Source organism: Aquimarina litoralis (assembly GCF_039523995.1).
Classification (GTDB): Bacteria; Bacteroidota; Bacteroidia; order Flavobacteriales; family Flavobacteriaceae; genus Aquimarina; species Aquimarina litoralis.
Map to the genome: position 1 here is coordinate 122,861 of NZ_BAAAGE010000005.1, position 21,285 is coordinate 144,145.

Here is a 21,285-nt window from a genome sequence, read left to right on the forward strand (position 1 = left end):
GGTGTAAAGATACAATCATTTTTTAATTCTCCAAACAAAATTGTGTATTTTATCTAAAAAAAGTGCTTTTTAACATATTTAATAGATAAAAATATAATAAATTGTAAGTATTTTCCTTCTTTTATTTATTTTTACTAGTAAAAAAAATCCCTAGCTATATAAATAACTAGGGATGAAACAATTATATTTTACACTTACTAATACTTCAACAATTCATGTATTTTGTTTTTTACTTTTTCTGTTGAAGGAATCATGGTCTGTTCTAATGTACTATTTAATGGAATCGCTGGCATATTTTCGGACCCAATAGTCATTACTGGAGCGTCTAAGGATCTGAAGCATTCTTCCTGTATTTTTCCAGCTAGTGCTCTAGCAAGTGAATTATTCGAAGGCTCTTCTGTAACCACTAAACACTTTTTAGTTTTTCTTACAGATTCCATGATTGTGTCTTCATCTATAGGATGTAATGTTCTCAAATCAATAATCTCTACAACGTCTGCTATGTCTTTAGAAGCATTCAACGCCCAATGCACACCCATACCATAGGTAACAATAGTTATCGTTTCTTTTTCATCTTGTGCCCAAATACGCTGCACTACATTTGCTTTACCAAATGGCAATACATAATCTTCTGCGGGTTCTATAGTTCTTGCAGCATCGGTACCTTTTACTTTGGACCAATACAATCCTTTATGTTCAAAAATAACTACTGGATTAGGGTCGTAATACGCTGCTTTCATTAGTCCTTTAAGATCTGCTCCGTTACTAGGGTATGCAATCTTTAATCCTCTAATATTTGTCACTACAGATTCTACCGAAGATGAATGATAAGGTCCTCCACTTCCATACGCCCCTATAGGAACTCTCAATATCATAGATACCGGCCATTTACCATTCGACAAATAGCAAGAGCGACTCACTTCTGTAAATAATTGGTTCAATCCTGGCCATATATAATCCGCAAATTGAACCTCTACTATTGGTTTTAAACCAACTGCAGACATTCCTACTGTTGACCCGACAATAAACGCCTCTTGGATAGGTGTATTAAATACACGTTCATCTCCAAATTTCTGTGCTAAAGTAGCGGCCTCTCTAAAAACACCTCCTAATCTTCCTCCAACATCCTGACCATATAACAGACACTCTTTGTGTTTTTTCATCAGCTCTTCTACTGCAAATAAGGCGCAATCTACCATAACCACCTCATCCTTATCATCAGGTGCGCGTTCACCAGACTCTTCAAGAATTGGCGTAGGTGCAAAATCATGAGTAAACAAATCCTCAGGAGTTGGATCTTCAGCTTTCATAGCTTCTTCCAAATCTTTCTTTACAGCTATTTGCGCTTCTGCTTCAATTTTTTGAACTTCTTCTTCTGTAAATCCATTTTCTAATAGTTGATTCCTAAGTACTGGATATGGATCTCTAGATCGAGCTTCTTCCAAATCATCACGATACCACTCCATTCGTACACCAGAAGTATGATGGTTTAATAACGGAACCTTGGCATGTACCAACATTGGTCTTCGCTCTTCCCGAATTGTTTTAATCACTTCTTGAATAGCCAGGTAGCTTTCCATAAAATTAGCCCCATCAATAGTAATAGCTTCTAATCCATGAAAACCTGCCGCATATTCATAAGCACTTTGCGCTCTGGTTTCTTCTTCGTTGGCAGAAATATCCCATCCGTTATCTTGTACCAAATATAATATTGGTAACTGTTTCAAAGCTGCCATTTGAAAAGCCTCTGCTATTTCTCCTTCAGTAACCGAAGCATCTCCCAATGAGCACAGCACCAAAGGTGCAGCCATAAGCTGTTCAGATATCTTACTCTTGCTGGAATCGTTATGTGGAATATCTACTAACTCTTTATACTGCATTCCTAACGCTACACCAGTAGCTGGAATGGCTTGCATTCCCGTTGCGGATGATTGATGCGGAATCTTTGGTTTATCAGCATCTTTTAAACTTGGATGCGAATAATAGGTACGACCGCCAGAAAAAGGATCCTCTCTTTTTGCTAATAATTGCAACATCAGATCATAAGGACGCATTCCTATACCCAATAACATAGCATCATCTCTATAATAAGGAAATGCATAATCTTGTGGCAACAGCTGCATTGCTACAGCTATTTGAATAGCTTCATGACCACGAGAGGTGGCATGTACATACTTTGATACTACTTTGAAATTATCTTCATACAGCTCTGCCATAGATTTGGCTGTGCATAATAGCGAAAATGCTTTTTGTAAAACTTCTTTTGCAACTGTTGTTGATACTATCATATCCTCTAGATTTTTGATGTAGGATTTACGAGATACGATTACTTTTTATGCCTTTCCGTCGTAAATCTTAAATCATAATTCGTAAATTAACTTACCTCCTCTTCTACTTGTACAGGAATAATCCAACCATGATTATCTGCTTGTTTTTGGGTCTTGATCTCATCCATGGTCTTTTTCATATCCTGACTCACCGGATTTTCTGATGGTAATGTAATTACTTCATCATTATACCCTATCGCCTCTACCATAGCGATAGCAACTGCGGTACCGGTACCAAAAGCTTCTTCTAATTTTCCTTGTTTTGAAAACTCAATAACCTCATCGATTGTGATTGGCCTTTCTGTAACTTCAAAACCTTTATCTTTCAACAAAGTAATCACACTATCTCTGGTAATTCCTTTCAAGATAGATCCATCTGTACTAGGAGTAATAAACTTCCCTTCTACTTTAAAGAAGATATTCATAGTTCCCACTTCCTGTACATATTTATGTTCATTGGCATCTAGCCATAACACCTGATCGTATCCTTTAGCTTTTGCTTTCTCAGTAGGCAGAATAGCTGCTGCATAATTACCCGCTGCTTTTGCCTCTCCTGTGCCACCATCGGCAGCTCTGATATATTCTGTTTCGGCATATAACCTAATCTTTTTGGTAAAAAATGGTCCCGCTGGAGAACAAATCACAATAAACTTATAACTTGTGGCTGCACGCATCCCGATAAAAGGCTCATCTGCATACATAAATGGTCTTAGATATAGTGCGCTACCTTCCATTGGCGGAATCCAAGAGTGTTCCACTCCTACAATTTTTGCAACTGCTTCCACAAATAGTGATTCTGGAACGGTTGGCATTCCCATTCTTCTTGCACTATGATTAAAACGCTTTGCATTTTCTTCGGGTCTAAATAGTAATGGAGTATTATCATTTCCTACAGTCGCTTTCATTCCTTCAAAAATAGCTTGCCCATAATGCAATGCCATAGCCGCCGGATGCGTAGGGATTAATTCTAAAGGTTCTATTCTTGGGTTATTCCAGCTTCCGTTTTCATATTCACATATAAACATGTGATCCGTAAAAACTGTTCCCAAAGGAATGTTATCAAAATCTACGTCTTTTAATCTTGAATCTGAAGTTCTTGTAATTTTGATTTGTTGTTCCATAATATGTTTGTTTTAGGCCGCATCCGCCTGAGGCGGACTGGGCTATTCACTATATCTTTTTTACTTGTTCTCGATACATCCTTCATAAGAAGGATACTCGAACTGACGCAAAAAAGGATGCCGTTGCTATCCCTTGCGCGTATTATATTTCTCTATTTGTATCAAAAGCTTCTAACTCATCTCCTACTTTTCTTAAGAAGGATCCACCCAAGAAACCGTCTACTACCCTATGATCAAATGATAGGGATAAATACATCATACTTCTTATTGCTATTTCATCTCCTTTATCTGTAGTAATAACCTCTGGACGTTTTTTGATAATTCCTAGAGCCAGAATCGCAACTTCTGGTTGATTAATAATAGGTGTACCCATTAAACTACCGAATGTTCCTACATTAGAAATGGTGAATGTACTACCTTGAATCTCTTCTGGTTTTAAACAATTGTTCCTAGCATTATTTGCAAGGTGATTTACTTGTTTTGCCAATCCTAATAGATTTTTTTCATCTGCTTGTTTTACCACAGGCACAATCAAATTGCCACTAGGCAGTGCTGTTGCCATCCCTATATTGATATCTTTATGCACAACGATTTTGTTTTCATCAACAGACACATTGATCATAGGATATTCTTGAATGGCTTTTGCCACTGCTTCTACAAAAATTGGTGTAAAGGTTAGTTTCTCTCCATACTTTTCCTGAAACCTTACTTTATAATTATTTCTCCATTGAACCAAGTTGGTTACATCCACTTCTATATAACTGGTTACATGAGGAGAGGTATGTTTTGAGTATACCATATGATCAGCGATCATCTTACGCATACGATCCATCTCAACAATTCGATCTTTCCCTTCGACAAAAGAGATCGGCGGTGCTTTGTAGGTAGATTTTGAAACCTGAGGTTGTTGTGGTCTACTTGGTAATGGATATTTTCTGTTTTTTAAATACCCGATAATATCACTCTTACGGATACGTCCTCCTTCACCACTACCTGCAATACTTTGTACTTCTTCTATGCTTAGGTTCTCCTTTTTGGCGATACTTATTACCAAAGGTGAAAGGAAACCATCATTTTCAGAAGAACCTATTACTTTAAATTGCCCTCTCTGTCCACTTGAAGTGGACATCTCTCCCTTTGGGAGAGAAGCTGAACTTGATTCCTTTTCTTGAACTTTTTCTATAGAGCTTTCTTCTTTTTTGGTTTCTTTTTGTGCTACTTCACCATCTGCAGCTATAATGGCAATAACACTTCCTATGGCTACTACTTCATTGGGTTCAAAAAGAATTTTAGAAATCACCCCATTGCATGGAGAAGGCACTTCAGAGTCTACTTTATCTGTAGCTACTTCAAGAATAGTTTCATCTTCTTCAACAGGATCTCCAACCTTTTTTAACCAATTTAAAATGGTTGCTTCGGAAATACTTTCACCCATTTTGGGCATTTTCAATTCTATCGTTGACATTTGGTTAACTAATGTTTGTTAGTTTTAAATCTAAAATTAAAATTTCTTATGTTACTGTACTATTTTGTAACACTTCAGAGATATTATCCCACAGTGCTATTCGGTTCGCCAGAGCCATTTTACTGTATAATAATGCCTCTTCCCAATGCTCCTTAGTTTCGCAAAGAGATGCTACCATTTCTAAGCTAAGTGGGCCATGTTCGTCACCATCTAATTCTATATGTCTTTCTAAATAGTACACTAATTTTTCCAGAGTAACATCCGAATTATCTTGAATTCCTTTTACTATTTCGATAAACATATCAGGAATCAGGTCTTCTCTTCCAAATGTAAATACAGCAGCTATAATATGAGGTTTACCTGTTGCGATAACCTCGAATGTAAACTTCATAAACATTTTTACTTGCTCAGAAATAGGTAAGCTATCTATTGCATTTTGGATATTTTTTCCTGCAGCGATATTCTTCATCAAAACACTTACCTGATTAGTATTTGCTCCCACTTCTTCCATTGCATCCAGATACATTTCGAAATGGCTAACTGATTTACCAGATTGATCTATATCGCTTTCTTCTCCTAATACAATTTCATTTATAAAACGTCTAACCTTTGGGTTACTAGACGGTATCCAAGGTAGTGATACAGTTGTTAAATGTATTTGCAAGCTTTTTAATAATGACATAAAATCCCAAACTGCAAAAACATGACTTTCCATAAATACTCTTACATCTTCTACCTCCTTCATTTGATGATACAAAGGGTGTTTTGCAAGTTGTAATCGTAACGGTTCTAATTGCTGTATCAGTTGATTTACATTCATCTATTTTCTTTAAACTCTTCTAATGTTTTATAAAATGCTTCTTGAGTTGGTCTGTCTTTTGGGATTTCTGTCAAAGGTTCTACTTCTTGTAAAGATTCAAAACAATCAGCTGGTAATTGCTGGTATAGTTGAGTTCCCTTGGTTTTCCAATGAATCATTTCATCCGAAACTTCTTTGATAATCTTAGCAGGGTTACCTACAATAAGACTTCTTTTAGGAAAAATGGTTTTTGCTTTTACAAAAGACATAGCACCTACGATACACTCATCTCCAATTTCTGCATCATCCATAATCACTGTATTCATACCAATAAGGCAATTACGCCCTAAATTAGCTCCATGAATGACCGCTCCATGACCTACATGTGCACTTTCTTTAAGCACTATGGATTTACCTGGAAACATATGTACAGTACAGTTTTCTTGTACATTTACTCCATCTTCTAAAACGATCTCTCCCCAATCTCCTCTAATAGCAGCTCCAGGTCCGATATAACAGTTTTTACCAATAATCACATTACCGGTTACTGCTGCTAGTGGATGCACAAAACTACTTGGATGTACAACAGGTATATATCCTTTAAAAGAGTAAATCATACGCTATTTAAATCGTTTTAAAGTTTCTTTCGTAAAATCACTTAGTACTAATCTACCGCTTATTTCTGCTCTTTCTGCCAGTAAAGTATCCCAGTGTTCTGTACCAGTCCAAAATGCTTTTTTCATTTCAGACATGGCTTCAGGATTATAGGTACATAAATGTGTTGCAAATGCTTTCACTTCAGCATCTAAGGTTTCTGTATCTTCAAAAACTTTGGTAAACAATCCTTTATCACGAGCCCATTCTGCTTCATAAAAAGAATTTGCATCAATGGCTATTTGTGACATAGCAGACAATCCAATTTTCCGTTCTACCGCAGGACCTACTACAAAAGGTCCAATCCCAACATTTAGTTCACTTAATTTAATTGAAGCAAATTTACTAGCCATACAATAATCTGTTGCAGAAGCAAGTCCAACTCCTCCGCCTACAGTTTTACCTTGTACTCGACCAATGATGAATTTTGGACATTTACGCATCGCGTTGATGACATTGGCAAAACCAGAGAAAAAGATTTTACCCGTCTCAGCATCATTAATATTGATTAATTCTTTAAAACTAGCTCCGGCACAAAAGGTTCTATTACCTCCACTCTTTAAAATAATTACTTTTATCTGTTCATTCTCACCAGCTTCAGTAATTGTTTGTGCTAGTTTTGCTAGAATATCTCCTGGTAATGAATTATGTGCTGGATGAAAGAACTCTATAGTTCCTATTCCGTTTTCTATATCTATATATACGTAAGGTGCTGTCATAGTTTCTTCCCGCGTAGGCGGGAATCTTATTTTCGGTTTGTAAATATTTATTTAATCCAATAGATTGAATTGCTCAAAGTGATGATTCATATGCTTCACATTCAATAGATCCCATTCAAACTTATTCATCTCACCAAAAACTGCATTTTTGGTAACTGCTTCTGGATTTTCTTTAAAAAATATCTCCAGGTTATCCAATGCTTCTAATAATTTGGTTTTAGCAGTAGCAAGGTTTTCATGTCTTAAAACTTCTAGATCTCCTTTTTTCATCAAAGGATGTTGATGTTCTCTTGGCATGGGTTTATGATTATAAACCATCTCTTGTACTTTTTCTAAATACTCCTCTGGAGTAGCGATCTCAAAATCTTGAATTTCACCAGCTCCAATGCGTACCGTATATTCTAGATGTTCTATCATATGTTGTGGTGTCATGATGCCCCACTTCGGTTTCATATCTTCAGTAAGCTTTGCTAAATATCCTTCAATATTTGAACGATTAACTTGTACAAATGGTGATTTTTTTTGTACCATCGTTAAAATTGTAGCTATTGCAGCTAATTCATCTTCCTGATCAAATACTTCTACAAACCACTTTACAATTCCACTTGGCAACTCTTTACCTCTATGATCACGATCAATCTTTTGCTTACAAGTAAGTCTTACATATACCGTATCATTATGGTAGATAGGTCTCAGGAACCTACATTCCTCTAAACCATAATTTGCCGCTACTGGACCTTTATTAGGATATACAAAAAGACCTGCTGCCGCTGCTAATATAAAATATCCGTGTGCTGTTCTTTTTTCGAAAATACTTCCGTCCAATGAAGTAATATCCGTATGAGCATAAAAGTGATCCCAAGTAAGATTAGCGAAGTTTATGATATCAGTATCCGTAACTGTCCTTTTATGTGTTTTTAACGACATTCCTGGTTCGATATCTTCCCAGTGATATGCAAATGGATGCTTATCCGTTTCTTTGTATTTTGAATTGGCTTGGTAAATCCCGGTTACTTCAGTGAGAGTTGTTGGAGTACCTTGTACGGCACATCGCTGCATATAATGTTTAATTCCTCTCATTCCACCCATCTCTTCACCACCACCAGCACGACCTGGACCACCATGCGTTAACATTGGCAATGGAGAACCATGACCAGTACTTTGCTTAGCGTTTTCACGATTTCCAACTAAAATACGTCCGTGATGTGAAGCTGCTCCAACTACAAACTCTTTAGCTATTTGATCATCATAGGTGAAAATAGAAGATACCAAAGAACCTTTACCCATATGAGCAAGAGTGATGGCATCATCCAATGTATCGTATGGCATAATGGTAGAAACTGGTCCAAATGCTTCTATGATATGGGCTTCTTTATTTTTGAAGGGATCATCTTGTCTCATCAATATTGGACTAACAAAGGCTCCTTTTTCTGCATCCGCACCAACCGTTTCTATGGTATCTAAACTACCATATACCATTTGTGCAGTTTTTGCTATTTCTGATACATTATTACGGAAACTTTCTACTTGTTGTTTACTTGCCAAAGCTCCCATTCTTACTTCTTTCAACCTTGGATCACCGATGGTAACCTTATCTAATTGTTGTCCTAATGCAATTTGAACATCTTCCACCAAATCAGATGGAACAATAATTCTTCTGATTGCGGTACATTTCTGACCTGTTTTAACGGTCATTTCTTTTCTAACTTCTTTGATAAAAAGATTAAATTCTGGAGTGCCTGGTATTGCATCTTTACCTAATACTGATGCATTCAAAGAATCTGCTTCCATTGTAAAAGGAACTGATTCCTCAATTAATCTAGGATGTGCTTTTAACAATTTACCTGTATGTGCAGATCCTGTAAAAGTCACTATATCCTGAGATTCTACTGTGTCCAAAATATTTTTGGTCATACCGCTTAGTAATTGCAATGAACCTTCTGGCAGAATTCCAGAATCGATTATCACACGTACTAGTGCTTCAGTCAAATAAGCTGTTTGAGGAGCAGGTAATACTACTGCTGGCATACCAGCCATCCAATTGACTGCACATTTTTCTAACATCCCCCAAATAGGAAAGTTAAATGCGTTAATATGCAATGCTACTCCACGTTTTGGTACCAAAATATGGTGCGCCATAAATCTTCCGCCTCTGGATAAATCTATAGGATCTCCTTCTACATGATACGGTTGATTAGGAAATAATTTTCTAAGAGATGCATTAGCAAACAAGTTTCCGAATCCTCCTTCTATATCTATCCAACTATCAATACGCGTTGCTCCGGTACGATAACTTATCTCGTAAAACTGCTCTTTTCTCTTAGTTAAGAACAATGCTAATTTTTTAAGCATATTTCCTCTCTCCTGAAAGGTCATTTTTCTTAATACCTCACCTCCTTTGGTTCTTCCGTATTGTAATACTGATGGTATATCTAAACCATCTGTTGTTGAACGACCAATTACTTCTCCAGTTACGGCATCATGCATAATGATACCATCACCATTCCCTTCTGCCCATGTTCCGTTGATATAGCTTTGTAGTATTTTCATGCTTTCGCTTTTTATTTTTCTTTTTTTTATTTCCTTTTCGTGTAATGTAAAAAAGAAACAAAAAAGTTTAATCTTATATAGATTCCTGCCTCCGCAGGAATGACAATTTTTCTTATATTCTCAAACCTCACAGCGAGCGAAGCGAGTGTACTCAACACTCATCGACTAACTCACTCGTTCAATTACACAGGCATATCCTTGGCCAACTCCTACACACATCGTAATAAGGGCAAATCGTTTATTTTGCTCTTGTAATTCGAGTGCTGCGGAATAGGCAATTCTAGTTCCTGTTACTCCAAGAGGATGACCTATTGCAATGGATCCTCCATTTGGGTTAATTCTAGGATCATCATCTTTTAATCCCCATTCTCTAATGCAAGCCAGTGCTTGTGAAGCGAAAGCCTCATTTAATTCTATAATATCAATATCATCCATCGTAATCCCTGCTTTTTCTAACGCCTTATTAGATGCTTGTACAGGGCCTATTCCCATAATTCTCGGCTCCACTCCAACTACCGCAGAACTTACTATTCTTGCAATAGGACTCAACCCATATTGCTTTACTGCATCCTCTGAAGCAATAATGGTTGCTGCTGCACCATCGTTAAGGCCTGAAGAGTTACCCGCAGTAACACTTCCTTCTTTCTTAAAGGCAGGGTGTAATTTTGCCAGCACCTCTTCTGTTGTAGTTGGTTTTATAAACTCATCCTCAGAAAACAGAATTGAATCTTTTTTACGTTGCGGAATTTCTACTGTAGTAATCTCTTTTGCTAACCTTCCCGATTCTCTCGCTTTTGTAGCTTTCATCTGGCTCCAATAGGCAAATGCATCCTGATCTTCTCGAGAGATATTATATTTCTCCACCAAGTTCTCTGCAGTAGTCCCCATACCATCAGTACCATACAATTCATGCATTTTTTGATTCACGAATCGCCATCCAAAGCTCGAATCATACATTTTAGAGTCATTACCAAAGGCCGAAGATGGCTTTGCTATTACATAAGGACCACGAGTCATATTTTCTACTCCTCCAGAGATAAAGAGATCTCCATCTCCTGCTTTAATTGCTCTATTGGCATGAATAATTGCTGACAATCCAGAACTACATAAACGATTTACAGTTTCTCCGGGAACGGTAAAAGGTAGCCCTGCCAACAAAGAACACATTCTTGCGACGTTCCTATTATCCTCTCCAGCCTGATTAGCACATCCCATAATTACATCGTCATAGGCTTCTTTTGGGATATTAGGATTGTTTTCTACCAATTTTTGAATAACCAAAGCACCTAAATCATCTGTACGGACAGCTGATAACGTTCCTTTGTAATTACCGATCGGAGTTCGTACTCCATCTATGATATATGCTTCTTTCATTGTTTTTATTCTTTCAATTTTGCTGATAGTACTGATTTTTCTATTAGCGGTAAATATTTAGATTCTTCCTCTTTCATAAAGTAGGAAGAAATCATGATCGTTTTGTTCTCTCCTGCATCAAAAGCATGCATGATCATCATCATTTCTCCTCCAGCATCATCCAACGTTTTTGACTTTTGGACTAAAACAGTTTTCCCGCCTAATTCCACTTCTTCCAATCCTAAAGAAGTAACTCCATTTTGATCTTCGGGTTCTTCCATCATTCTCTTTTTAAACGCTTCATAGGGTTGTGGCGCTAACATTTTCATGATACCTGCCGACATATCTTCATTTGCTCTATTAGTTCCATTATCAATTACGAAAACGGATTCATCAACTTCCATATCAATTTGATCATTAAACAACCCTCCCAAAGCACTTTCTACCTCTTCAGATCTTTGTTCTACAGTTTCAGTGGTAACTGGTTCTGTTCCTTCTAGTGTTTCTTTTTTAGACTTTGTTTCTTTCCCGCAAGAAAGAAATGATAACAGGATTACTGTTATTAATAATACTCTCATTTGTTTGTGTAAATAATAGTTAGTTAAAAAGTTATTCCCAATCTTTATTTGTTCTGTAAACCACTCCTTTAAAAAGGGCTACAATTTGTTCTCCTCTTTTTACCTCTACGATATTAAACCCAACTTTTGTTTTTGCTATATCGGTAACAGCTTCTGCAGTTAGGTAATCTCCTTTTTCTAGGGCTTCGATATGATTGATAGATGTTTCTATAGAGACAGCGTACTTACCATGAGTATTGGCGGAAAAACCGAAAGCTGTATCTGCTAAACTATAGGATATGCCTCCGTGGGCTTTACCCATACTATTCAACATTTCTTTTCTAACCGTCATTCCTACTTTACATCTACCTTTTTCTACTTCTAAAACTTCGATACCCAGCCATTGGCTAAATGGATCCATGCTCAGCATTTTTTCAGGAATAGTCTGAGAGTTTTTAAGTATATGAGAATTTGTGGTGTTACTCATTATAAGTTCTGAATTATGACTAGTATTAATTATTATTATCTACTGCGTGTTCTTGTTTCGCAAAAAAGGTTCTATTTTCTCTATCCATTTTTCTAAGTAATGGACTACATCTATATCGATCTTCATGATATTCGTTATAGAGTTTATCTAGTTTATTCACACACCAGTCTATACCTTTTTGATCTGCCCATGCCAATAAACCTTTAGGATAATTTACTCCTTTGGTCATAGCATTATCTATATCTTCTGCTGAAGCAATATTCCAAAACAATGCATCTGCAGCTTCATTAATCAACATCACCAATACTCGGTTGAAAATATATTGAGGAAGTTCTTCTTTGGATAATTTCTCAACTTTACTTGAGCTTTTAGGGCTTACTACATTTTGTGAATCTATCTTCCCGTCGTTATTATAATTGTAGTATCCTTTTCCAGATTTTCTTCCCAAATATCCTGCTTCGGACAATCTTTTTTGTGTCAAAGATGGTTTGTATCTAGGGTCATAATAGAACGCGGTAAACACGGTTTCAGTTACTGTATAATTAACATCATTACCTATAAAATCCATCAATTCGAAGGGTCCCATTCTGAAACCTCCCAACTCTTTTAAACTTTTATCAATGGTACTTACATCTGCTAAACCTTCTTCAAAAATTCGCAGTGACTCACCGTAAAAGGGTCTAGCTACTCGATTCACTATAAATCCGGGAGTATCTTTTGCTAATGCAACTACCTTTTTCCAGTCAGAAATAGTTTCTACAACTTTTTGGGTAACCCCTTGTGAAGTTTGTACTGCTGGAATAACTTCGACCAGCTTCATTAATGGCGCTGGATTAAAAAAGTGAATTCCTACACATCTTTCTGGCTTTTGTAATGAAGCAGCAATAGATGCGATTGATAAAGAAGATGTATTCGAAGCAATAATGGTATTTTCTGAAACATATGATTCTAGTTCAGAAAAAACCTTTTGTTTAATATCTAAGTTCTCCACGATAGCTTCGATTACCAAATCGGTATTATCTAAGCTTTTTAAGGAATCAACATACTGAATATTACCTTGAATGTGATCTTTATCTGCTTCTGTTATTCTTCCCTTTACTATGAGACGCGATAATATTTTTTCTAAAGCGAGTTTACTTTTTTCCAGTGCTTCTTTTCTAGTATCAAATACTTTTACAGTATTGCCAGCTGTGGCTGCTACTTGTGCAATACCACTGCCCATTGTTCCTGATCCTATAATACCTACTATCATTTACTTTCCTTTAAAAACAGGTTTTCTTTTTTCTATAAAGGCGTTAACACCTTCCGAATAATCTTCGGTCTCAGCAGCTTCTATTTGAAGATCTGATTCTAATGAGAGTTGTTGATCTAAATTGTTAACCATAGATTGGTTCAGCAATCTTTTCGTCAATCCTAAAGCTTTTGTAGGCATCATAGCCATCTTATTTGCTATTTTCCCAACTTCTTCCATGAAACTTTCTATCGGGATTACTTTGTAAACCATCCCTAACGATTCTGCTTCATTGGCTGAAACCTTATCCCCTAGCATCATTAATGCTGACGCTTTTTGAAAACCAATAAGTCTTGGTAAAAAGAATGTTCCTGCACTATCTGGGATCAATCCTATTTTACTAAATGCCTGAATAAAACTTGAAGCCTCTGATGCAATGACAATATCACAAGCTAAAGCAATATTTGCTCCCGCTCCTGCCGCAACTCCATTGACTCCTGAAATGATAGGTTTTTCAATTTGTCGTATGCGTTGTACAATAGGATTGTAATGTTCTTCTAAGATTTTTCTAAAACCAGGATTTAGTTCTGGCGATGTAACTTCGTTTAGATCTTGTCCTGCACAAAATGCTTTACCATTACCGGTTAACACAATAGCTCTTACCTCATTATTACTTTCACAATCGTCTAGCGTGCTTTGAAGCGTAAGTGCCATTTCTCTATTAAAACTATTAAACGTTTCCGGACGGTTTAAGGTAATCCAGGCAACTCCGTTTTCTATTTTTATTTGTATTGAGCTCATAAACTATGTATCCTAATTTCTTCAAGAAGAAAAATTTTTAAGGATTATTTTTTTGATTATTGTGTTTCTATTTTAAAGTATGGGTTATAAATAATTCCGATAATATTATCCCAAGGACATTTTACTGTTGCCACCATAAGTTCTCCTCCGACATTGGTTGGTTTTTCATGAGATGTGGCTCCTAAATCAATAAGTCTTTGAAATTCTTTTTCAACATCACTAACTCCCCAATAGGATAGTACATTTTCAGATTTCTTAGCGGGAGTTTCTTCATCTGGTTGTAGGCCTAATTCGAATCCACCAACATTAAACCCCACGTAGTAAGGTTCATCAAAATAAGGTGCAACTTCAAAAGCCTTTGTATACCATTTCTTGGCTTTTTCAAGATCACTTACTTTGTATATGGTAGTTCTAAGTCCTAACATTCATTTTAAGCATTTAAAATAATCAAACGGTTCTAGACAGTCTTCGCATTGAAACAATGCTTTACAGGCTGTAGAACCAAATTGACTGATCATTTTCGTATTTGTAGAACCACAATTGGTGCATTTTACAATCCTCTTTCCTTCTAATAAAACAGCCTTATCAGCTTCTTCTCCTAGTGGAGCTGCTACACCATACTCCTCTAATGCTTTCCTTCCGTTTGGAGTTATCCAATCGGTAGTCCAAGCTGGCGAAAGTACTAATTGCACCTTGGCTGTAATATTTTCTTTAGCAAATGCACTTACGATATCATCACCAATAACATCCATCGCTGGACATCCACTATATGTTGGAGTAATCTTAATTTGAGCTACATTATCCTTCATTATTGCGGAACGAACTACACCCATATCTAAAATTCCCAACACGGGAATTTCAGGATCGTGAACTTTTTCCAGAATTGGAATCAGTTTTGGATCGATATGAGGTTGCAATTCTATAGTCAATGTATACTTGTTTTATATTAAAGATGAGAATCTAATGGTTTTCTTTCGCACTTAAAAACATTTCTTACCACTTCATATTAGGGTAAGTTCTCTGCATATATTGCAAGTCGGATAACAAATACCCCATATGCTCACTATGAATTCCTTGCTTGCCTCCTTTTTGAAAATATTTTATTTCAGGAACCGCTAAGGTTGCTTCTTCTAGAACTTCTTTTACAATCCTATAATAATCCTCTCTTAGTTGTTTCACGTCTATTCCTACTCCTTCATCGGCAACTATCATATCATTCTCTGTCATATGGAATAATTCGTCTGTGAATCTCCATAAATCATTAATCGCTTCTTGAACTTTTTGATGACTTTCTTCTGTTCCATCACCCAGCCTTTTTATCCAATCAGAGGAAAATCTTCTATGATAGCTTACTTCCTTGATCCCTTTTTTGGCAATTGCTGCTAAGGTTTCATCTTCACTTCGTTGCAATTCCTGAAGTAGTAAAAGGTGAAAAACATCGAATAGAAATTGTCTTGCGATTACATATCCAAAATGTCTATTAGGTTGTTCCACTAACAGTACATTTTTATATTGTCTTTCTGTTCTTAGAAAAGCTATGTCATCTTCTGTTTTTCCTTCACCTACCAGACTGGCTGCATATTGATAATAACTACGGGTTTGACCTAAAAGATCAAGAGCCATATTAGTACCTGCAATATCAGTTTCTAAACTAGGACCATGACCGCATAGTTCTGATAAGCGTTGTCCTAAGATCAAGGCGTTATCAGCTATACCATATATATATTGAACTAAATTTTCGTTTTTCATGATATTGCCCGTCAAAGCGGGTATCTTTTAATTAACTTTTAGTTTACCTAAAAACTTCCTTTTATAGAAGAATTACATATGCTTTACCTCATCAGGTAGATCATAAAACGTTGGGTGTCTGTATATTTTATCCTGCGCGGGTTCAAAAAGCTCTCCATTATTATCGGGATTTGAAGCTGTAATATTCTTTGACTCCACAACCCATATACTAACTCCTTCACTTCTCCTGGTGTATACATCTCTGGCATTTTCTAAAGCCATTTCTGCATCTGCAGCGTGTAGGCTTCCAAAATGTCTATGTTCTAAGCCATTTTTACTTCTAACAAATACTTCCCAAAGTGGCCAATTATTTTTCATTTCTTATATTATTAGATTGCTTCTCTCAGCTTTTTATCTTCTTGTTTCTTTGCATAGGCCATAGCTGCATCTCTAACCCATTCTCCTTTTTCCCAAGCATTTACTCTAGCGCTCATACGCTCTTTATTACAAGGACCATGTCCTTTAACAACTTGCCAAAATTCTTCCCAATCAATTTCTCCAAAATCATAATGACCAGTTTCTTCGTTCCATTTTAGATCAGGGTCTGGCACCGTTAGTCCAATTAAATCAGCTTGCGGCACTGTTTGATCAATAAACTGCTGACGTAATTCGTCATTCGTTTTACGTTTTAGCTTCCATTTCATAGATTGCGCTGTATGTACTGACTCTGCATCTGTAGGACCTAACATCATCAAAGATGGCCACCACCAGCGATTTAAAGCGTCCTGTGCCATTTCTTTCTGTTCTGGAGTTCCATTAGCTAAAGTCATCATAATTTCAAAACCTTGTCTCTGGTGGAAACTTTCTTCTTTACATACTCTGATCATAGCTCTTGCATACGGACCGTAAGAAGTACTGCATAATGGTACCTGATTAATAATAGCCGCACCATCTACTAACCAACCAATAGCTCCAATATCTGCCCAAGTTATTGTTGGATAGTTGAAGATACTTGAATATTTAGCTTTTCCTGTATGTAATTGATCATATAATTCGTCTCTAGAAATACCTAGGGTTTCACAGGCACTATATAAGTATAGTCCATGTCCTGCCTCATCTTGTACTTTTGCTAATAATGCTACTTTTCGTCTTAGAGAAGGTGCTCTTGTAATCCAATTACCTTCTGGTAACATTCCTACGATCTCAGAATGTGCATGCTGAGATATCTGACGAATATGAGTCTTTCTATATTTTTCCGGCATCCAATCCTTTGGCTCAATCTTTTCATCTCTGGCGATCTTTTGTTCAAAGATTTCTTCTAGATTTTTTATTTCTTTTTCACTCATAACAATAGTTTTTATTATGACTCAAATCCTAGCAACGAAGAGAGTCATTAAGAATGTTAAACATCAAAATCTACTACCACTTTTTCGGCAGTAGGAACAGCTTGACAAGAAAGCACCAAACCTTTGGCTACCTCATCTTCTTCGAGAGCATAATTAATTTTCATTTCCACACTTCCTTCTACAACCTTACATTTACAGGTACTACAAACACCTCCCTTACAAGCAAAAGGAAGATCTGCTCCCGCAGCAAGTGCTCCATCTAGTATATTATCGTAATCATCATCCATGGCAAAGTGAAATTCTTTTCCTCCATCGATAATCGTTATTTCGGTTCCATCAACTTTTTTATCTAGTACTTCAGCTATCTTTTTCTGATTCTCTTCAGAACCTCCAGAAAAAAACAACTCATAATGAATTTTTTCTTTAGACATTCCTGCTTTTACAAGCTCATCTCTTATAAGAAATATCATTTCTTCAGGACCACAAATAAAACAGTCATCTACGTTATTTACATCAAACACTTTTGTAGTTAATTCCTTTAACTTTTCGGAAGTAAATCTTCCGTTTAGTAACGGAATATCTCGATGTTCTTTAGTTAAGAAATAAAATATCTCTAATCGACCAAAATATTTGTTACGTAAGGCTTCTATCTCTTCTTTAAAGATAATGGATTTCGCATTTCTGTTCAAATAAAACAGCTTAAACGTACAATCAGGTTCTAGAGCGAGATGTGTTTTAATAATAGACAGTATGGGAGTTATTCCACTTCCTGCAGCAAAAACAATATAATTTTTGACACTATTATGATCTACTGGAGTAAAAAAACTACCTGCAGGAGGTAGCACTTCTAATTCATCACCAGCTTTTAGAACGTCACAAGCGTAATTAGAAAAAACACCTCCCGCTATTCTTTTAACCGCTACCTTCCAAACATCTTCAACAGGGCTAGAACATAAGGAATAACTTCGTCTTATTTCTTCTCCATCAATGTTAGTTTTTAGCGTAAGATATTGTCCTTGTGTAAAGGCAAAGACGTTTTTTAACTTTTGAGGAATCTCGAAAGTAATAGAGGCACAATCTTTTGTTTCTTCCTGAACCTCAGCTATTTTAACTGTGTAAAAATCACTCATACATGCTACACTATAACGTTATAGTACAACAAAACTAACAATTGTTAGTTTGATACACAATTAATTAATTGTTAATTTTAAACCAAGCCTTTTAACAGTACAGAAATCATATCTTTTTTTAGCATATCTGCTTCTATATTTTTCTGCTTAGGATACCATAAATAAAGTGTTCTAAGTGTAGATAAAGTTGAAAACACAATAATTTCTATATTATTAGGTTTTATTTCATTTGTATTTACCCCAGAAATCACAATCTGTCTAAAATTCTCCTCATAATCATTTCTCATTTTTTCAAAATATAGCAGATTATCTTCTTCCAGATGCATCCAGTCATTATTTAATGAAGCTAATCCATCAGAATTACGCAAAGTAACGTCTATGTGAAGACTTATTATGTTTTCTAATTTTTGAATAGCACTATGATCCGAATTTACAATTTGATTCATTCCTGTAGTAAACTCTTCAGCAAGTTCGATTATAATCGTGGACAAGATTTCTTGTTTAGACTGAATATGATTATAGAGGCTAGCGGCTTTGATTCCCATAGCAGTGGCTAAATCTCTCATAGTAACTGCACTATAGCCTTTTTCTTTAAAAAGAATTGCCGCAGCATTTACAATTTCTTGCTTTCTACTCTCTTGTTTCATTGGCACAGGGGTTTTACGACTGTTAATCAAACATTTTAAAAAATTAATTCCATGTTTTGATTACAGATTAAACACTAAAAATATAATAAATTTGTTATTTTAGAAATTATACGACATTCTTTACTCCATTTTTTAATAAAAATCGAAAACCTATGAAATATTACACTTTATTGTTTACTTTTTTTCTATTCCTAACTAACTGCAATAGCGTAAATGCTGTAAATTCTAACAATAAAGAAGCTCAAGATATATCCAAACTTAATGGTACTTATATGGTTACCAATCTCTACGGAAAGGACGTTTCCGAGTATAAACTAACTATGATTTTTAATACTGCTAAAAACAGTATTTCAGGTTTTTCCGGTTGCAATTCCTACACTTGTGATTATAAAGCAGACAAAAACTCTTTGAATACTGGTTTCCCAATAGGTACTAAAATCTATTGCGAGGAAACATCTGATGTAGAGAAAGAGTTTTTTAAAGTGTTCGCTGAAGAGAAGTACAAAAACTTAGAAGGCAATACACTCAACTTAACGAATCATAAGGGCATAATTATCCTTTCTGCTAAGAAAAAACTTTAAGGAAAATATCCCTTTTCTTATTCTACTATTATCTTTTTAGTAAAATCACCTCCTTCGGAAAGGTTTTCCATGTATACAAAATACATTCCTGAAGCTATCGATGATAAATCTATGGTTCTTTCATTTGTGATTTGTCCTCTGGTAACTACTTGACCAAAAATATCAAACACTAGATAATCAAAGGAGCTTTCTTCTTCAGAAATCGTAATCATTCCTTCGGTAGGATTTGGATAAAGAACAATCTCTGTTGACGGTTCCCCACCTTCTCCTGGATCGGGATCATTTCCTTGTGATAGTGCATTAAGAGCCGTTTGACCCGTATTTGTTGGATCTAACCAATTGGATAATCTGGTAGCATCTGTAGTTCCGAAATCCCAAGAAACACTAAATCTTCCATAAAAATCCGGCGCTCCATTATCATTAGTTCCAGAACAAGCGGCTCCTCCTCCCGCTAATTGCCCTACTATTCTACCTTCTTGATCAAAGATAGCAGAACCCGAAGACCCTCCTTCAGTAACTCCTAAATCCCAATCATCCACTCTCCATGTATCCACTGGGTCTGGTATACCCCCAATATTCACATTATCCTCTATAGTCGGACTTATATCTTCGCGACATACTTTCATAATATCACCATCTGGATGATGAATTCCAACCACAAAATCTGGAGCATTTCCTGTACGATCCCATCCTGCCCATTCGATATCCCAATCTTCATCTAATCCACCTGTAATCTCCACCAACTGAACGTCAGACTCTGGATTTACTGCTCTTGGTGTTGCCCCACTAGTGGTTTGAAAATAATTGGAAGGACCATTATCTACACTATCTTCTGTTGTAGCACAAACCGCATTCGTACTTATCCAATTAAATCGAAACGCCCAATTAGCATTAGCGGTACCACAATGATTCGCCGTAAGAAAATACGGTGCTCCATCTCTACTAGTGTTATTAATCAAGGTACCCGTACAGAATCCAGTATTTCCTACAAGAATAATACCTACAGCTTTTTTTACAATATCTTTAATACTATCAAAATCCGATCCCACAGGACAATTTACATCTTGATTACAATCCCCAGAAGTGTTCAATCCCTTTTGAAATGCCTGGAAGTTACTTTTACTTCTATAGCCATGGACTACTGAACCAATATTTAATTTTCCTAAACCTCTTACGGATTTTGGCTCAAAGTATTCTATTATTATATTATCACCATCGGCAAGCCACGTTCCTATTGTTTCGTCTGGGTTATTCATTTTATCCGTATAAGCTCCTAGGTGAAATGATTTATCCTCATTATATAAAAAAACTTTTCCTCCTTCGGGAAGTCTGAATGAATTAAATACAAAATTCAGAGTGTTTGCACCTTCTGAGATAATTCGTATCCTCCATATCCTATCTCCATTTGGCAATTCTGTCCATACTCCCGCATTTGCAATCCCAAGATCTACTTTAAACTCATGACCGAATCGATATACCTTAGACTTATCCAAATCATTTATAGCGTCTTCTTTCTTTAATACATCTAAATCTATAGAAGCCATCTTTACAGAAGGTATCTCCACATTATCTAACGTTTTGCTAAATTGTACTTCCGAACTTTTAGGAAGTTCATTAGTTACCTGACCAAATATCACTACCGTAAAAAGTAATGAAACGCTAATACATATAAATTTTCTCATCATTGGATATAATCTTAATAAGATTGACAATCTTTTTCTTATAACGGATAAAGTGAACAAAAATTAAACTACTATCTATTATTCTAACATAATATTAGAATAAAACC

At 36.0% G+C, this 21,285-nt stretch carries 21 protein-coding genes; 1 reads left to right on the forward strand and 20 read right to left on the reverse strand.

Going from position 1 to position 21,285, the window contains the following annotated elements; genetic code table 11:
• Positions 1-197 precede the first annotated feature (197 nt).
• The 19 genes from ABD077_RS21550 to ABD077_RS21640 form a co-directional block, all read right to left on the reverse strand.
• Positions 198-2,288, reverse strand: a complete 2,091-nt coding sequence (locus tag ABD077_RS21550) for an alpha-ketoacid dehydrogenase subunit alpha/beta (RefSeq protein WP_343914283.1) — start codon at positions 2,286-2,288, stop codon at positions 198-200.
• Between the two features lie 86 nt (positions 2,289-2,374).
• Positions 2,375-3,448 (reverse strand): branched-chain amino acid aminotransferase, encoded by a 1,074-nt coding sequence (locus ABD077_RS21555; RefSeq protein ID WP_343914285.1) that lies wholly within the window; start codon positions 3,446-3,448, stop codon positions 2,375-2,377.
• Between the two features lie 142 nt (positions 3,449-3,590).
• Positions 3,591-4,913 (reverse strand): dihydrolipoamide acetyltransferase family protein, encoded by a 1,323-nt coding sequence (locus ABD077_RS21560; protein WP_343914286.1) that lies wholly within the window; start codon positions 4,911-4,913, stop codon positions 3,591-3,593.
• Between the two features lie 46 nt (positions 4,914-4,959).
• Positions 4,960-5,733: a DUF3050 domain-containing protein gene (locus tag ABD077_RS21565; protein ID WP_343914287.1), complete on the reverse strand. Its 774-nt coding sequence runs from the start codon at positions 5,731-5,733 to the stop codon at positions 4,960-4,962.
• Positions 5,730-6,329, reverse strand: coding sequence for an acyltransferase (locus ABD077_RS21570; RefSeq protein ID WP_343914288.1), 600 nt, complete (start codon positions 6,327-6,329; stop codon positions 5,730-5,732). Before ABD077_RS21570 ends, ABD077_RS21565 begins: the two co-directional genes overlap by 4 nt.
• 3 nt (positions 6,330-6,332) lie before the next feature.
• Complete coding sequence (locus tag ABD077_RS21575; protein WP_343914289.1) at positions 6,333-7,085, reverse strand: enoyl-CoA hydratase/isomerase family protein; 753 nt, start codon at positions 7,083-7,085, stop codon at positions 6,333-6,335.
• Positions 7,086-7,136: 51 nt separating this feature from the next.
• Complete coding sequence (paaZ, locus tag ABD077_RS21580; RefSeq protein ID WP_343914290.1) at positions 7,137-9,635, reverse strand: phenylacetic acid degradation bifunctional protein PaaZ; 2,499 nt, start codon at positions 9,633-9,635, stop codon at positions 7,137-7,139.
• Positions 9,636-9,800: 165 nt separating this feature from the next.
• Positions 9,801-11,009, reverse strand: a complete 1,209-nt coding sequence (gene pcaF, locus ABD077_RS21585; protein WP_343914291.1) for a 3-oxoadipyl-CoA thiolase — start codon at positions 11,007-11,009, stop codon at positions 9,801-9,803.
• 5 nt (positions 11,010-11,014) lie between these two features.
• On the reverse strand, positions 11,015-11,566 hold the full coding sequence (locus tag ABD077_RS21590; protein WP_343914292.1) for a hypothetical protein: 552 nt from the start codon (positions 11,564-11,566) through the stop codon (positions 11,015-11,017).
• Positions 11,567-11,597: 31 nt separating this feature from the next.
• The gene (locus ABD077_RS21595; RefSeq protein ID WP_343914293.1) at positions 11,598-12,032 is read right to left on the reverse strand and encodes a PaaI family thioesterase; all 435 of its coding nucleotides are present in this window, start codon (positions 12,030-12,032) and stop codon (positions 11,598-11,600) included.
• A gap of 25 nt (positions 12,033-12,057) precedes the next feature.
• Positions 12,058-13,284 carry a 3-hydroxyacyl-CoA dehydrogenase NAD-binding domain-containing protein gene (locus ABD077_RS21600; RefSeq protein ID WP_343914294.1) on the reverse strand — a complete coding sequence of 409 codons (1,227 nt, stop codon included), beginning with the start codon at positions 13,282-13,284 and terminating at the stop codon, positions 12,058-12,060.
• Positions 13,285-14,064 carry an enoyl-CoA hydratase-related protein gene (locus ABD077_RS21605; RefSeq protein WP_343914295.1) on the reverse strand — a complete coding sequence of 260 codons (780 nt, stop codon included), beginning with the start codon at positions 14,062-14,064 and terminating at the stop codon, positions 13,285-13,287.
• A gap of 56 nt (positions 14,065-14,120) precedes the next feature.
• Positions 14,121-14,489, reverse strand: coding sequence for a VOC family protein (locus ABD077_RS21610; RefSeq protein WP_343914296.1), 369 nt, complete (start codon positions 14,487-14,489; stop codon positions 14,121-14,123).
• On the reverse strand, positions 14,490-14,993 hold the full coding sequence (gene paaD, locus ABD077_RS21615; protein WP_299606157.1) for a 1,2-phenylacetyl-CoA epoxidase subunit PaaD: 504 nt from the start codon (positions 14,991-14,993) through the stop codon (positions 14,490-14,492).
• Between the two features lie 64 nt (positions 14,994-15,057).
• Positions 15,058-15,813, reverse strand: a complete 756-nt coding sequence (gene paaC / locus ABD077_RS21620) for a 1,2-phenylacetyl-CoA epoxidase subunit PaaC (RefSeq protein ID WP_343914297.1) — start codon at positions 15,811-15,813, stop codon at positions 15,058-15,060.
• Between the two features lie 72 nt (positions 15,814-15,885).
• Positions 15,886-16,170: a 1,2-phenylacetyl-CoA epoxidase subunit PaaB gene (gene paaB / locus ABD077_RS21625; RefSeq protein ID WP_299606151.1), complete on the reverse strand. Its 285-nt coding sequence runs from the start codon at positions 16,168-16,170 to the stop codon at positions 15,886-15,888.
• 11 nt (positions 16,171-16,181) lie between these two features.
• Positions 16,182-17,138 carry a 1,2-phenylacetyl-CoA epoxidase subunit PaaA gene (gene paaA, locus ABD077_RS21630; protein ID WP_299606148.1) on the reverse strand — a complete coding sequence of 319 codons (957 nt, stop codon included), beginning with the start codon at positions 17,136-17,138 and terminating at the stop codon, positions 16,182-16,184.
• Positions 17,139-17,194: 56 nt separating this feature from the next.
• Entirely contained in the window at positions 17,195-18,268 is a 1,074-nt protein-coding gene (gene paaE / locus ABD077_RS21635) for a 1,2-phenylacetyl-CoA epoxidase subunit PaaE (protein WP_343914298.1), read from the reverse strand.
• Positions 18,269-18,345: 77 nt separating this feature from the next.
• Positions 18,346-18,915, reverse strand: coding sequence for a TetR/AcrR family transcriptional regulator (locus ABD077_RS21640; protein WP_343914299.1), 570 nt, complete (start codon positions 18,913-18,915; stop codon positions 18,346-18,348).
• A gap of 152 nt (positions 18,916-19,067) precedes the next feature.
• On the opposite strand from ABD077_RS21640, the gene ABD077_RS21645 reads away from it, so the two are divergent.
• Entirely contained in the window at positions 19,068-19,496 is a 429-nt protein-coding gene (locus ABD077_RS21645; RefSeq protein ID WP_343914300.1) for an META domain-containing protein, read from the forward strand.
• Positions 19,497-19,513: 17 nt separating this feature from the next.
• On the opposite strand, the gene ABD077_RS21650 is transcribed toward ABD077_RS21645, so the two are convergent.
• Positions 19,514-21,181, reverse strand: a complete 1,668-nt coding sequence (locus ABD077_RS21650) for a T9SS type A sorting domain-containing protein (RefSeq protein WP_343914301.1) — start codon at positions 21,179-21,181, stop codon at positions 19,514-19,516.
• Between the last annotated feature and the right edge of the window lie 104 nt (positions 21,182-21,285).